The sequence below is a fragment of the Achromobacter veterisilvae genome (assembly GCF_900496975.1).
GTDB classification, from domain to species: Bacteria; Pseudomonadota; Gammaproteobacteria; order Burkholderiales; family Burkholderiaceae_B; genus Achromobacter; species Achromobacter veterisilvae.
Map to the genome: position 1 here is coordinate 1 of NZ_UFQC01000071.1, position 14,010 is coordinate 14,010.

At 69.8% G+C, this 14,010-nt stretch carries 10 protein-coding genes and 1 pseudogene; 8 read left to right on the forward strand and 3 right to left on the reverse strand.

Going from position 1 to position 14,010, the window contains the following annotated elements; genetic code table 11:
* Positions 1-542 (forward strand): anti-sigma factor family protein (locus tag AVE30378_RS31650; RefSeq protein WP_165360355.1); only part of this gene is annotated, 542 nt, incomplete at its 5' end.
* A gap of 440 nt (positions 543-982) precedes the next feature.
* On the opposite strand, the gene AVE30378_RS31655 is transcribed toward AVE30378_RS31650, so the two are convergent.
* Genes AVE30378_RS31655 through atzF form a run of 3 tightly spaced genes read right to left on the reverse strand, consistent with a single transcriptional unit; the run spans position 983 to position 7,204 of the window.
* On the reverse strand, positions 983-1,720 hold the full coding sequence (locus AVE30378_RS31655) for a GntR family transcriptional regulator (RefSeq protein ID WP_129247052.1): 738 nt from the start codon (positions 1,718-1,720) through the stop codon (positions 983-985).
* Positions 1,717-5,355 carry an urea carboxylase gene (gene uca / locus AVE30378_RS31660; protein WP_129247062.1) on the reverse strand — a complete coding sequence of 1,213 codons (3,639 nt, stop codon included), beginning with the start codon at positions 5,353-5,355 and terminating at the stop codon, positions 1,717-1,719. Before uca ends, AVE30378_RS31655 begins: the two co-directional genes overlap by 4 nt.
* A gap of 25 nt (positions 5,356-5,380) precedes the next feature.
* The gene (gene atzF, locus AVE30378_RS31665) at positions 5,381-7,204 is read right to left on the reverse strand and encodes an allophanate hydrolase (protein WP_129247064.1); all 1,824 of its coding nucleotides are present in this window, start codon (positions 7,202-7,204) and stop codon (positions 5,381-5,383) included.
* A gap of 358 nt (positions 7,205-7,562) precedes the next feature.
* On the opposite strand from atzF, the gene urtA reads away from it, so the two are divergent.
* The 7 genes and pseudogenes from urtA to AVE30378_RS31700 form a co-directional block, all read left to right on the forward strand.
* Positions 7,563-8,816 carry an urea ABC transporter substrate-binding protein gene (gene urtA, locus AVE30378_RS31670; protein ID WP_129247066.1) on the forward strand — a complete coding sequence of 418 codons (1,254 nt, stop codon included), beginning with the start codon at positions 7,563-7,565 and terminating at the stop codon, positions 8,814-8,816.
* A 12-nt stretch (positions 8,817-8,828) separates the two neighbouring features.
* Positions 8,829-10,460, forward strand: coding sequence for an urea ABC transporter permease subunit UrtB (gene urtB / locus AVE30378_RS31675; RefSeq protein WP_129247068.1), 1,632 nt, complete (start codon positions 8,829-8,831; stop codon positions 10,458-10,460).
* Positions 10,457-11,584 carry an urea ABC transporter permease subunit UrtC gene (gene urtC, locus AVE30378_RS31680; protein ID WP_129247070.1) on the forward strand — a complete coding sequence of 376 codons (1,128 nt, stop codon included), beginning with the start codon at positions 10,457-10,459 and terminating at the stop codon, positions 11,582-11,584. The genes urtB and urtC overlap by 4 nt, the downstream gene beginning before the upstream one ends.
* Positions 11,581-12,420 (forward strand): urea ABC transporter ATP-binding protein UrtD, encoded by an 840-nt coding sequence (gene urtD, locus AVE30378_RS31685; RefSeq protein WP_129247072.1) that lies wholly within the window; start codon positions 11,581-11,583, stop codon positions 12,418-12,420. The genes urtC and urtD overlap by 4 nt, the downstream gene beginning before the upstream one ends.
* Position 12,421: 1 nt before the next feature.
* A complete protein-coding gene (gene urtE, locus AVE30378_RS31690; protein WP_129247073.1) occupies positions 12,422-13,120 on the forward strand; it encodes an urea ABC transporter ATP-binding subunit UrtE in 699 nt (232 codons plus the stop codon).
* A 37-nt stretch (positions 13,121-13,157) separates the two neighbouring features.
* Positions 13,158-13,565 carry a DUF2946 family protein gene (locus AVE30378_RS31695; protein ID WP_129247076.1) on the forward strand — a complete coding sequence of 136 codons (408 nt, stop codon included), beginning with the start codon at positions 13,158-13,160 and terminating at the stop codon, positions 13,563-13,565.
* Between the two features lie 158 nt (positions 13,566-13,723).
* Positions 13,724-14,010, forward strand: a pseudogene (locus AVE30378_RS31700) (PepSY domain-containing protein); the annotation flags it as partial.

Genomic DNA, 14,010 nt, shown 5'->3' on the forward strand with positions numbered 1-14,010 from the left:
CCGCCGGCGTGGCGGTCGCCGCCGTCAGCGCCGGCGCGGCCTGGACCGTGCGCGGCGCGATGGACGCCCGCCACTTGCAGACGGTGCTGGCCACCGCCGCCCCGGACCGCGCCGCAGGCGGCTATGCGCAGCGCGCCGCCATCGCGCACGCGGTCTATGCGCCCGACATGGGGCGTCCCGTGGAAGTCGGCGTCGACAACGAGAAAGGCCTGGTGACGTGGCTGACCAAGCGCATGGGCGCGCCCGTGCGCGCGCCGTCGCTGTCGCAGGCCGGCTATGAACTCATGGGCGGACGCCTGCTGCCCGGCGGCGCGGGGCCGGTCGCGCTCTTCATGTACGGCGCGGGTGACGGGCAGCGGCTGACGCTGTACGTCACCCGCGAGGCGACGGGCGAACAGACGGCGTTCCAGTTCACGCAGGAAGGGCCGGTGCGGGTGTTCTACTGGGTCGAAGGGCAGTTCGGCTACGCGCTGTCGGGCGCGGTCAGCCGGGAGGAACTGCAACGCGTGTCGCAGGAGGTTTATAAGCAGTTGCAGGGATGAGTCTGCGAACTGCCGCTGTGCAAGTCAGTGTCTGACACCCGTACGAGATGCTGGCCCAGGCGAAGATGGTCTTGCCGGGTGTCAGACACTGGGTTGTGGGTGTCTGACACCCGGGAAGCACCGGGGCAGGATGGAGCGCGTCTCATACGGGTGTCAGACACCTGGCGTATGGGAGCGGCCGGCTGCATAAGTGTCTGACACCCGTACGGAATGCACTGCGTATGACGCTGGCGCCTCGCGGGGTGTCTGACACCCGGCAAGTGTCGGGGCAGGATGGAGCGCATCTCGTACGGGTGTCAGACACCTGGCGTATGGGAGCGGGCCGGCTGCACAAGTGTCTGACACCCGTACGGAATGCACTGCGTATGACGCTGGTGCCTCGCGGGGTGTCTGACACCCGGGAAGCGCCGGGGCAGGATGAAGCCCATCTCGTACGGGTGTCAGGCACCTGGGCCGCCCTTCTCCCGCGCCTCGTGCAGCATGTGCAGCGTGATCCTGCGGACCTCGGCCTTGCTCATTCCGATGTGCGAACGCAGCAGGCGCGCCGCTTCGTCGGCGCGACGCGCCAGCACCGCGCGCAGGATGGCCGCGTGTTCTTCGTAGGTGGCGTCCACGCGGAAATCCTTGGTGAAGTCCAGGCGCCGCACGATGCGGATCTTCTCGGTCACGTCGCCGTGGATCTGCGCCATCTCGGGGTTGCCGGCGGCGGCGACGAGCGAGCAATGAAAAGCCTCGTCCAGCCGCGCCACCAGGCGGCCGTCCAGGATGCGCTGCGCGGGCGGCGCCAGCCACACGTCCGTGAGCGCGCCCAGGATGCCCGCCTCGTCCATGCGCTCGCGGGCACACAGCTTTTCCACGGCCGCCTGTTCCAGCACCACGCGCACGTCGTACAGCGCCTCGAAACGCTCGAAGTCGAACGGCCGCACCTGCCAGCCGCTGCGCGGCTGCGCCAGCACGAAGCCTTCGCGTTCCAGCCGCGCCAGGCCCAGGCGCACCGGCGTGCGGCTGACGCCCAGCCGCGCCGCCAGGTCGGCTTCGGTGAAGCGTTCGCCCGGCAGCATGCGGAAGTCGAACAGGTCGTCCTTGATGCGCAGATAGACCTGCTCGGCCAGCGAACCGGCCAGGGCCGGCGCCTGCCGGATGCCCGGACCGATCTGCACGGATTCCAGCCGCATCATCCGGCCACCGCGCACGCCGCGTCCTCGGCCAGCACGATCAGGGGATCGCCCGCGTTCACGGGTTTGCCCGGCGTGCAGCGGATGGCGGTAACGGTTCCGGACGCGGGCGAGATGACCGACAGCTCCATTTTCATGGCCTCGACCACCACCAGCGTATCGCCGGCCGAGACGCTCTGCCCCACCTGCACCGGGATCTTCCAGACGTTGCCGCACATGTCGGCGCTGACCAGGCGTTCGCCCTCCCGCAGGGCCGCGGCGGCCTCGGGTTCCGAGGCCGGCGGTTCCGCCGGGGCTTCCTCGGTCTTCCATAGCGCGACCTCGGCGTCGAAAGCGGCCTTCTGGCGCGTCTGGAACGCGGCGATGCTGTCCGCCTGCTCCGCCAGGAAGCGCCGGTGCTCGGCGAAGTCGAACATCTCTTCTTCGATCCGCACGGTGGCGCGGCCTTCGCGGAAGTCCTCGCGCAGCCGGTCCAGCTCGGCCTCGGTGACGGGATAGAAGCGCACCTGGTCGAAAAAGCGCAGCAGCCAGGGCTTGCCGTCCCGGAACACCGGGTTCTTCAGGAACTTGTTCCAGATCGGCAGCGTGCGTCCGACCAGTTGGTATCCGCCGGGCGAGTCCATGCCGTAGATACACATATAAACGCCGCCGATGCCCACCGTGCCCTCGGCCGTGTGGGTGCGCGCCGGGTTGTACTTGGAGGTCAGCAGGCGATGGCGCGGGTCTATCGGCACCGCGCAGGGCGCGCCCAGGTACACGTCGCCCAGGCCCATGATGAGATAGCTGGCGTCGAACACGATGCGGCGGACGTCGCCGCGGCTCGCCAGGCCGTTGATGCGCCGGATGAAATCCACGTTGTTCGGCAGCCACGGCGCGCTGGCGCGCACGGTCTCCTGATAGCGCTGCACCGCGTCCAGCGTGGCCGAGTCCTCGAATGCCATCGGCAAATAAACGACGCGCGTGGGCACTTTCAACGTGCTCACGTCGGCCAGGCCCGCCTCGATCTCCAGCAGGCGGGCAATGAGGGCGCCTTGCGCGATGACGCCGCTGTCGTAGCGGATCTGCAGCGAGCGCACGCCCGGCGACAGCTCCAGCACGCCCGCGACGGGATCGGCATGCAGCGCCTCCATCAACAAGTGGATGCGCATGCGCAGCGCCAGGTCCAGCACGTTGTCGCCATACTCCAGCAGCAGGTAGCCGTCGCCCGCCTGGCGGTAGGACACCGACGGGCGCGCGCCCTCAGCCGGCAACGCGGCCACGATGGCTTCGGAAGCGGTGGCCGGCGCCGGGGACGGCCCGGTCGCCGCGGGCGCGGCGGCCGCTAGTTCCGCCACGCTGCGGTTCTGCGCCTGCTCCAGCGCCACGGCGCGCGCATAGTCGATGCGCACGAAGCGGATGCGGTCGCCGGGCTTGACCTGGCCGACCTTCCACAGCTCGGCCCGCGCGATAGTCGCCGGGCAGACGAAGCCGCCCAGGCTGGGGCCGTCGCGCGTCAGGATGACGGGGCTGTCGCCCGTGAAGTTGATGCTGCCGATGGCGTATTCGCAATCGTGGATATTGGAGGGATGCAAACCCGCCTCGCCGCCGTCCTCGCGCGCCCAGGCGGGCTTGGGGCCGATCAGGCGCACACCCAGCCGGTTGGAGTTGTAGTGCACTTCCCAGTCGGCGGCGAAGAACGCCTCGATCGCCTCGGGCCGGAAGAAGTCGGGCGCGCCATGCGGGCCGTACAGCACGCCGATTTCCCAGGTGTTGCCATAGGCGGGAATCAGCTCGGCGGGCGCGGCCCGCGGCGGCGCGACGGCCGGGGCCGCCTCCGTACCCGGCAGTTCGGGGCGCACCACGGGCAGCATGTCGCCCACGCGCAGCGTGCGGCCGGCGTGGCCGCCGAACTGGCCCAGCGCGAACGTCGAGCGGCTGCCCAGGTAGACGGGCACGTCCAGTCCGTTGCGCACGGCCAGATAGCTGCGGCAGCCCGACAGCGCGCGGCCGGTGGACAGCACCTGGCCGGACTGCACCGGCACCGGCTGCCACATCGGCACGGGCTCGCCGTCCAGGGTCGCGGCGCAGGCCGCGCCGGTCAACGCCACGATGGCGTCGCCATGGAAGCGCAGGGTGGGCCCCACCAGCGTGGCCTCGATCCCCGCCGCGCTTTCCGCGTTGCCGACGATGCGGTTGGCCAGGCGGAAGGCGTAGTCGTCCATCGGGCCGGACGGCGGCACGCCGATATCCCAGTAGCCGACGCGCCCCGGGTAGTCCTGCACGCTGGTGTAGGTGCCCGCCTCCAGCACCTCGATCGCGGCGGGCCGGTAGGCGAAGCCTTCCAGGAAGCGCGTGGACACCTCGCCGGCGCGGAAACGCGCGTCGGCCACGATCTGCCGCAGATAGTCCAGGTTGGTGGCGATGCCGTGCAGGCGCGTCTTGGCCAGGGCGTCGGACAGCTTGTCGAGCGCGGCCTCGCGCGTATCCGCTCGCACGATCAGCTTGGCCAGCAGAGGATCGTAGAAGGCCGGCACCTCGGTGCCCGTCTCGACCCAGCCGTCCACGCGCACGCCGTCCGGGAACGACACTTCGGTCAGCACGCCCGGCGACGGCTGGAACTGGCGCAGCGGGTCTTCGGCGTACAGGCGCACCTCGATCGACGCGCCCCGCGGCGCGCGCGACAGGGCGGCCACGTCCAGCGGCTCGCCCGCCGCCACCCTCAGCATGCACTCGACCAGGTCCAGGCCGGTGACTTCCTCCGTCACCGGATGCTCGACCTGAAGCCGCGTGTTCACTTCCAGGAAGTAAAAGCTGTCGCGCGCCGGGTCGTAGATGAACTCCACCGTTCCGGCCGAGCGGTAGTTCACCGATGCCCCCAACTGCACGGCCGCCGCGTGCAGCGCCGCGCGCGTGGCGGCGGGCAGCAGCGGCGCTGGGGTTTCCTCGATGACCTTCTGGTTGCGCCGCTGCACCGAGCAGTCGCGCTCGCCCAGCGCCAGGACGCGGCCGGCGCCATCGCCGAAGATCTGCACCTCGACGTGGCGGGCATTGTCCACATAGCGTTCGAGGAACGCGCCACCGTCGCGGAAGAAATGCTCGCCCATTCGCTGCACGCTATCGAAGGCCACGGTCAGTTCGGCCTCGTTGTCGCAGCGCGACAGGCCGATGCCGCCACCGCCCGCGGTGCTCTTGAGCATCACCGGATAGCCGATGCGCTCGGCCTGCGACAGGGCTTCGCCCAGGCTGGCCAGCAGGCCGGTGCCGGGCGTCATCGGCACGCCGGCCTGGGCGGCCAGTTCGCGCGAGCGGTGCTTCAGGCCGAATTCGCGGATCTGCAGGGGCGTGGGTCCCACGAACGCGATGCCCGCCGCTTCGCAGGCCTGCGCGAAGTCCGCGCTCTCGGACAAAAAGCCGTAGCCGGGGTAGATCGCCTGCGCGCCGTGCTCGCGCGCGGCGGCCAGCAGCAGGTCCATGCGCAGATAGCTGTCGGCTGCTTTCTCGCCGCCCAGCGCCACGGCCACGTCGGCCTCGCGCACGTGCGCGGCATTGCGGTCGGGATCGGAATAAACGGCCACGCTGCGGATGCCCAGCCGCTTGAGGCTGCGGATGGCGCGGACGGCGATTTCGCCGCGGTTGGCAATCAGTACGGTATCGAACACGATTCGGCTCCCTGGTGTCTGGGGGTTAGGCGGCGAGGCTGGCCAGATAGGCGCGCCAGCCGCCGAACGCGGTGATATCGCGCGCGCCGTCCAGGCCGCGCGGCTCGCAGATGAATCCCTTGACCTCGCGGCCGTCCTCCAGCTCCAGCGTGCCGATGCCCAGCGGCGCGGGGATTTCCGCCACGAAGGCGCCGAAGGCCGACAGCGGCACGTCCCAGAGTTCGACCTCGATGGGCGCGCCGGTCCCGGACTTCACCAGGCCGGGCTTGGGCGGCGTGGTGTTGGCCAGCGCGTACAGCCGGTAATCGCCCGCGGTCCGCGTCTTCTCCACGAACACGGCGCGGCGCGAGGTCAACTGGTGGTTCAGCGGCATGCCGGAAAGATGCGCGCCCACGACCGACACGCGCACGGTGTCCCCGGGCGCCTTGGGCGCGGCCCCGGCCGCGGGCAAGGGCGCGCCGGTGGCGCCCAACGGCAGGCCGCGCCGGGCCTGCCATTGGCGGCCGAACGCCGCCAGCGCCGCGTCCTGCCACGCCAGGCCGATCAGCGTGATGCCGGAGGGCAGGCCGTCTTCGCGCATGCCGGCCGGCATGGCCAGCGCCGACAGGTCCGCCAGGTTGGCGAAATTGGTATAGATGCCCAGCCGCGAATTCAATTCGACCGGGTCGGCCTGCAATTCGGCGATGGTGTAGATCGACGGCGCGGTCGGCACGACCAGCGCGTCGAAGCCGTCCAGCGACCGGTGGATACGCCGCGACAACTCCGCGCGGCGGTACTCCGCCTTGAACGCGTCCAGCGCGCTATAGCGGGCGGCCTGCTCGACGATGCCGCGCACCACCGGGTGCAGGGCGCCGGGCGCCTTGTTCCACAGGGCTTCCACGGCGGCGAAACGCTCGGCCACCCAGGGTCCCGAATAGAGCAAGGCGGCCAGTTCGCCGAACGGCGCGAAGTCGATCGTCTCCACGCGCGCGCCGTCTTCCTTCAAGGCGCGGACCGCGTCGTCGAAGGCGGCCGCCGCTTGCGCATCGCCGAAGAATTCCAGTTGCGCGGGAATCGCCAGCCGGGGGGCCTCGGTCCATGGACGCGCGTTTTCCGCGGGTTGCGCGCGCGAATAGGGATCGCGCTCGTCGTAGCCGCCCGCGATGCCGGCCACGAGTTCGGCGTCGTCCACCGTCAGCGCGAACACCGACACGCAATCCAGCGTGCGGCACGCGGGCACCACGCCGGCCGTGCTGAGCCAGCCCCGGGTCGGCTTCAGGCCGACGATATTGTTGAAGCCCGCCGGCACGCGGCCCGAGCCCGCGGTGTCCGTGCCCAGCGAGAACGCCGCCAGGCCGCGCGCCACCACGGACGCGGAACCGGAACTGGATCCGCCGCTGACGTACTCCGGCCTGAAGGCGTTGGCCACGGCGCCGTGCGGCGAACGCGTGCCCACCAGCCCGGTGGCGAACTGGTCCAGGTTGGTCTTGCCCACCAGGATGGCGCCGGCCTCGCGCAGGCGACGGACGACGGTGGCGTCTTCGTCGGGCACATAGGCGAATTCGGGGCAGGCGGCCGTGGTGGGCCAGCCGGCCGCGTCGATGTTGTCCTTGACGGCGAACGGCACGCCATACAGCGGCAGGCGCGCCAGGTCGCCGTCCGCGGCCGCAAGCAGCCCGCTCAGTTCGTCGAGCTGCCTGGCCAGCATCGCGCCGTCCACTCGCTTGATCCACGCATTGTCCGGCGGGCCGCCGCGCGCGGCCCACGCGGCCAGCAGCACTTCGGGGGTGGCCCCTTCATCGCGGTAGGCGGCCTGCCACTGCGCAATCGTCCAACCTTCGGGACCCTTCTGCGTTGCTACGGCGTTCATGCTGGAATCCTTTCTTGTATACAAGTACGGATTCCCAAGCAATCGGCGTGCCATGTCGGCCGCGCCCCCGCGTCTCCCTCTCATCGTGCCGCGGCGCGCCGCGCAAGCCCGCGCGCCCGCGCCGCCGGCCGCACCGCTAGCGGGCGGAACGCGCACTCATCTTGTGCATCGGGCACCAGCTTGAACCCGCCGCGCCGCGCTCGCCGGGCGGCCGCGGACCCGCTGCCTATCCCCCTTTCCATATGGCGGACCGTCACCGAACCGCGGTTGGCACGCGTTTTGCTTTGGAGTCCCGGGTTGTCGGGTGTTGTTCAGATCGTTCCCGCCGGTTTCCGGCGCATTCCATTCAGGAGTCATCATGAAACGCAGACTAGCCCTCAAGCAACTGACCGCCGTGAGCCTGCTGGCCATGTCCGGCTGGATGCCGCAGGTGTATGCCGCCGGCGACACCATCAAGGTCGGCATCCTGCATTCCCTGTCGGGCACGATGGCCATTTCGGAAACGTCGCTGAAGGACGTTGCCCTGATGGCCATCGACGAAATCAACGCCAACGGCGGCGTGCTGGGCAAGAAGCTCGAAGCCGTGGTGGTGGACCCCGCGTCGAACTGGCCGCTGTTCGCCGAGAAGTCGCGCCAACTGCTGTCCCAGGACAAAGTGGCCGTTGTCTTCGGCTGCTGGACCTCGGTATCGCGCAAGTCCGTGCTGCCCGTGTTCAAGGAATTGAACGGCCTGCTCTTCTATCCCGTGCAGTACGAAGGCGAGGAGCTGGAGAAGAATGTGTTCTACACGGGCGCCGCGCCCAACCAGCAGGCCATCCCCGCCGTGGAATACCTGATGAGCGAAGACGGCGGCGGCGCGAAGCGCTTCGTGCTGCTGGGCACCGACTACGTCTACCCGCGCACCACCAATAAGATCCTGCGCGCCTTCCTGCACTCCAAGGGCGTGAAGGACAGCGACATCGACGAGGTCTACACGCCTTTCGGCCATTCCGACTACCAGACCATCGTGGCCAACATCAAGAAGTTCGCCACGGGCGGCAAGACGGCCGTCGTCTCCACCATCAACGGCGACTCCAACGTGCCCTTCTACAAGGAGCTGGGCAATGCCGGCCTGAAGGCCACCGACGTTCCGGTGGTCGCGTTCTCGGTGGGCGAAGAGGAACTGCGCGGCGTGGACACCAAGCCGCTGGTGGGGCACCTGGCCGCATGGAACTACTTCGAATCGATCAAGAACCCGGTCAACGAGGAGTTCATCAAGAAGTGGAAAGCCTACGCCAAGGCCAAGAACCTGCCCAACGCCGGCACGGTCGTGACCAATGACCCGATGGAAGCCACCTACATCGGCATCCAGATGTGGAAGCAGGCGGTCGAGCAGGCCAAGACCACGGACGTGGACAAAGTGATCGCCAGCATGGGCGGCCAGCAATTCAACGCGCCCGACGGCTACACCATCGAAATGGACAAGACCAACCACCACCTGCACAAGCCGGTCTACATCGGCGAGATCAAGGCGGACGGCCAGTTCAACGTGGTGTGGAAGAGCAAGGGCCCGATCCGCGCCCAGCCCTGGAGCCCGTACATCGCGGGCAATGAAAGCAAGCAAGGCCTCTAGTCGGAAACCGCCATGCGCATCGCGGCAATCGCACACTTCCTGCGTCGTATCCTTCTCGCGTGGCTGCTGTCCATGCCGCTGCTGGCCGCCCAGGCGCCAGCGGCCGGCGTGGATCCGGCGCTGCTTGCGCCGCTGGCCGGCGACGATACGGACGCCAAGCTGCGGGCGATTGCCGCGCTGGGCCAACTGCCCGATCCCGGCGCGGCGGCGGTGCTGCAGGCGCTGGGCGACGACCGGCTCTACGCGGCGGCCGACGGCCGCGTGCTGATCGGCGAAGGCGGCGCGCGCGCCACCGATCCCGCGACCGGCGCCGCCGCCGAGCTGCCCGCGGGCGCGGGCACCATCGGCATCAACAACCGCCTGCGCCGCGCCATCGAGGCCGCGCTGGCCGGTTCGCGCCTGTTCTCCGAGCGCCCCAACGAACGCCTGGACGCGGCCCGGCGGCTGCAGCAGACGGGCGACCCCGCCCGCCTGCCGATGCTGGAAAAAGCGCTGGCAGCCGAAAAGAACGAGGCCGTGCGCGACGCGTTGCTCATCGCGCAGGCCAACCTGGAATTGAAAAGCACCGACCCCGCCAAGCGGCGCCACGCGGTCGAACTGCTGGGCGGCACCCGCAACGCCGCCTTCCGACCCACCCTGGCCGCGCTGACGCAGGAACGCGATGGCGTCCACGCCGAGCCGGACGCCGGCGTGCGCGAGGCCGCGGCCCACGCGCTTACGCAGATCGACCGCCACCTGGCGACGATCGAATGGGCCGGCAATCTTTTCTACGGCATCAGCCTGGGCAGCGTCCTGCTGCTGGCGGCCCTGGGCCTGGCCATCACCTTCGGCCTGATGGGCGTCATCAACATGGCGCACGGCGAACTGCTGATGATCGGCGCCTACGTGACCTACGTGACGCAGTCGCTGTTCCGCGCCTGGCTGCCGGGCTGGATGGACTGGTACGTGCTGGCCGCGCTGCCGCTGGCCTTCGTGGTGACGGCGCTGGTGGGCATGGCGCTGGAGCGCACCGTCATCCGCTGGCTCTATGGCCGGCCGCTGGAAACGCTGCTGGCCACCTGGGGCATCAGCCTGATGCTGATGCAGGGCGTGCGCACGCTGTTCGGCGCGCAGAACGTGGAGGTCGGCAACCCCAGTTGGATGTCCGGCGGCATCACCGTGCTGGACGGCCTGGTGCTGACCTACAACCGCCTCGCGATCATCGGCTTCGCCTTCTTCGTCGTCTTCCTCGTCTGGACGCTGCTGAACCACACCCGCCTGGGCCTGTTCGTGCGCGCCATCACGCAGAACCGCCGCATGGCCGATTGCGTGGGCGTGCCCACCGGCCGCGTCGACATGCTGGCGTTCGGGCTGGGGTCCGGCATCGCCGGGCTGGCGGGCGTGGCGCTGTCCCAGTTGGGCAACGTCGGGCCGGACCTGGGCCGCGCCTACATCGTGGATTCGTTCATGGTGGTGGTGCTGGGCGGCGTGGGCCAACTGGCCGGCACCGTCATCGCCGCGCTGGGCCTGGGCGGCGTCAACAAATTCCTCGAACCTTACGCCGGAGCCGTCATGGCCAAGATCACCATCCTGGCGCTCATCGTGCTGTTCGTCCAAAAGCGGCCGCAAGGCCTGTTCGCCCCCCGCGGCCGGAGCGCCGAATGAAACAGACCGCGCTGACCGATCCCTCCCTCCTGGCGCGCCGCCCGCTGTTCTCGGGCCGCGCGTGGGCGGCGCTGGCCGCGGCGGCGGCCGCGCTGGCCCTGCTGCCGCTGCTCAACCTGGCGTTCCCGCCGGGCCACGCGCTGCACGTGTCCGCCTACGCCGTCGCCCTGCTGGGCAAGTTCATGTGCTACGCCATGGCCGCGCTGGCGCTGGACCTGGTCTGGGGCTATGCCGGCATCCTGTCGCTGGGCCACGGCCTGTTCTTCGCGCTGGGCGGCTATGCGCACGGCATGTACCTGATGCGCGCCATCGGCCGCGACGGCGTCTACCAGAGCGACCTGCCCGACTTCATGGTGTTCCTGGACTGGAAGTCCTACCCCTGGTACTGGTCCTTCACCGAACACTTCTGGTACGCCATGCTGCTGGTCGTGCTGGTGCCGGGCGCGCTGGCTTTCGTGTTCGGCTACTTCGCCTTCCGTTCGCGCATCAAGGGCGTCTACTTCTCCATCATCACGCAGGCGCTGACGTTCGCCGCGATGCTGCTGTTCTTCCGCAACGACACCGGCTTCGGCGGCAACAACGGCTTCACCGATTTCAAGCGCATCCTGGGTTTCGACATCACCGCGCCCGGCACGCGCGCGGCGCTGTACTGGATCACGCTGGCCGCGCTGGCGGGCGCGCTGGTGCTGGCGCGCGCGGTCACGCAGAGCAAACTGGGCCGGGTCCTGACCGCCGTGCGCGACGCCGAGAGCCGCGTGCGCTTCATCGGCTACGACCCGCTGGGCTTCAAGCTGTTCGTCTGGACGCTGTCGGCCGTCCTGTGCGGCATCGCGGGCGCGCTCTACGTGCCGCAGGTCGGCATCATCAACCCCAGCGAGATGTCCACCGAAACCTCCATCGAAATGGTGATCTGGGTCGCCACCGGCGGGCGCGGCACGCTGGTCGGCCCCATCATCGGCGCGGGCGCCGTGAACGGCCTGAAGACCTGGTTCACCAGCGTGCTGCCGGAATTCTGGCTGTACGCGCTGGGCCTCATCTTCGTGCTGGTGACGCTGTTCCTGCCCGCCGGCATCGTCGGCCTGGCCCGCCGGCTGGCCGCCCGATACCAGGAGAGCAAGGCATGACGAGCACGCACATCGAATCGGCCGCGCTGGACGGCGGCCCCAGCGGCGAAGCCGGCTACGGCCGCGTCAGCCCCGGCGGGCTGGACACCAGCCACGGCGCCATCCTCTACCTGGAAAGCATCACGGTCAGCTTCGACGGCTTCAAGGCCCTGAACGACCTGACGCTGGACATCGGCGTGGGCGAACTGCGCTGCATCATCGGCCCCAACGGCGCGGGCAAGACCACGATGATGGACGTGATCACGGGCAAGACGCGCCCCACTTCGGGCACCGCCTACTTCGGGCAGAGCATCGACCTGACCTTGCTGAACGAGGCGCAGATCGCGCATGCCGGCATCGGCCGGAAGTTCCAGCGCCCCACGGTGTTCGAGCAGCACACCGTCTTCGAGAACCTGGAGCTTGCGATGAAGACGGACAAGCGCGTTCGCCCCACGCTGTTTGCGCGCCTGACCGGCGAGCAGGCGGACCGGATAGGCGAAACGCTGGACCTGATCCGGCTGCGGCCCGCGGCGGCGCTGCCGGCCGGGCTGCTGTCGCATGGCCAGAAGCAGTGGCTGGAGATCGGCATGCTGCTGATGCAGGAACCGCGGCTATTGCTGCTGGACGAGCCGGTGGCCGGCATGACCGATGCCGAGACCGAACGCACCGGCGAACTGCTGAACGAACTGCGCGGGCGCCATTCGCTGATGGTGGTGGAGCACGACATGGACTTCGTCAACCAGATCGCGGGCGACGGCAAGGTCACCGTGCTGCACGAAGGCTCGGTGCTGGCCGAGGGGCCGATGAGCAAGGTCCAGGCCGATCCGCGCGTCATCGAAGTCTATCTGGGGCGCTGACATGCTGGAAGTGAACGCGATCGACCAATACTACGGCGGCAGCCATACCCTGCGCGGCGTATCGCTGTCGCTGCGCCAGGGCGAATGCCTGGCGCTGCTGGGCCGCAACGGCGTGGGCAAGACCACGCTGCTCAAGTGCCTGATGGGCGTGCTGCCGGTGGCGCGCGGCCGCGTCGCCTTCGACGGCGAGGACATCACGCGGCTGGCGCCGCACCAGCGCGCCGCCCGCGGCATGGCCTACGTGCCGCAGGGCCGCGACATCTTCGCCCGCCTGACGGTGGAAGAGAACATCCTGATGGGCATGGCCTCCAAGCCCGCGGCGCGCGCGCGCCGCATCAAGGCGGAGGTCTTCGAACTATTCCCCGTGCTTGCGGACATGCTGCCGCGCCGCGGCGGCGACCTGTCCGGCGGGCAGCAGCAGCAATTGGCGATCGCCCGCGCGCTGGTGGCCGAACCGCGGCTCATCATCCTGGACGAACCCACCGAAGGCATCCAGCCGTCCATCATCAAGGACATCGCCCGCGTCATCCACATGCTGCGGCAGCGCGGCGACATCGCCATCCTGCTGTGCGAGCAATACTTCGACTTCGCCCGCGAACTCGCGGACCAGTTCGTGGTGCTGTCGCGGGGCGAGGTGGCGGCCAGCGGCGGCCGCGCGGAGATCGACGGGGAAGACGTGCGCCGGCACCTGTCGGTATAGGGGTCCCGGCGGGCCTGCTCCGATATAATCGGCAGCCATGCGCACCGCCTCGTTCCTGACCCGCCCGGCCCTCTGGCTCGCGTTCGCCGCGATCCTGTGGGCGTCGCTCGCGCCCTCGCTGGCGCACGCGCTGGGCATGGGCCAGCAAGACCGGGCCGGCCAGCGCATCAGCGTCGAATATTGCGCCGCGGACGGCGCATCGTCGGTGCCGCTGGACCTGAGCGGCGACGACCGCGGCGCGGACCATGGCGGCGCGCACGGCGACGGCCAGCACTGCCCGTTCTGCCGCAACCCGCAGGCCGACGCCGCCATCCTGCCCGCGCCCGTCCCGGTGCTGCCGGCCCCGGCGGCCCGCGCCGTCGGCTATCCGCCGCTGTTTTTCCTGACGGCGCATCCCCTTCACGCCTGGAGCGCGGCGCAGCCGCGCGCACCGCCGGCGGCCTGAGCCGGCGCGGCCCGCGGCCTGACGGCCGCCCGCCGCTGCCCCGCTGCGTCCCGATCGCCAGGCGGTTCCGCGCCTGGCGCGATCCGACAGCCTGTCGCGCCCCCGGCTCCGCGCCGGACGAACCGGGGCGCGCATGCCGGTCCGCCACCGAGATTTCCATGAGCGCCATCTTTTCCCGATCCTCCCCGCGGCGGCCCGCCGGCCCGCCGCTGTCCGCCCGGGCCAAGCGCTGGCTCTACCTCACGCACCGATGGGCGGGCATCGTGCTGTGCCTGTTCTTCGCCATGTGGTTTCTGTCCGGCATGGTGATGATGTACGTGGGCTATCCCAAGCTTGCGCAGCAGGAACGGCTGGCCCACCTGGCGCCGCTGGACGCCGCCGCCCTTTCCGTGACGCCGGCCCAGGCCCTGGCGGCCGCGGGCGCCGGCGATGCCCCCGGCCTGAG

Bases quoted from the DNA above. Each gene is read 5' to 3' on its own strand.
- AVE30378_RS31655 (WP_129247052.1), bottom strand. From the start codon at position 1,720: ATGATGCGGCTGGAATCCGTGCAGATCGGTCCGGGCATCCGGCAGGCG.
- atzF (WP_129247064.1), bottom strand. From the start codon at position 7,204: ATGAACGCCGTAGCAACGCAGAAGGGTCCCGAAGGTTGGACGATTGCG.
- urtA (WP_129247066.1), top strand. From the start codon at position 7,563: ATGAAACGCAGACTAGCCCTCAAGCAACTGACCGCCGTGAGCCTGCTG.
- urtB (WP_129247068.1), top strand. From the start codon at position 8,829: ATGCGCATCGCGGCAATCGCACACTTCCTGCGTCGTATCCTTCTCGCG.
- urtC (WP_129247070.1), top strand. From the start codon at position 10,457: ATGAAACAGACCGCGCTGACCGATCCCTCCCTCCTGGCGCGCCGCCCG.
- urtD (WP_129247072.1), top strand. From the start codon at position 11,581: ATGACGAGCACGCACATCGAATCGGCCGCGCTGGACGGCGGCCCCAGC.
- urtE (WP_129247073.1), top strand. From the start codon at position 12,422: ATGCTGGAAGTGAACGCGATCGACCAATACTACGGCGGCAGCCATACC.
- AVE30378_RS31695 (WP_129247076.1), top strand. From the start codon at position 13,158: ATGCGCACCGCCTCGTTCCTGACCCGCCCGGCCCTCTGGCTCGCGTTC.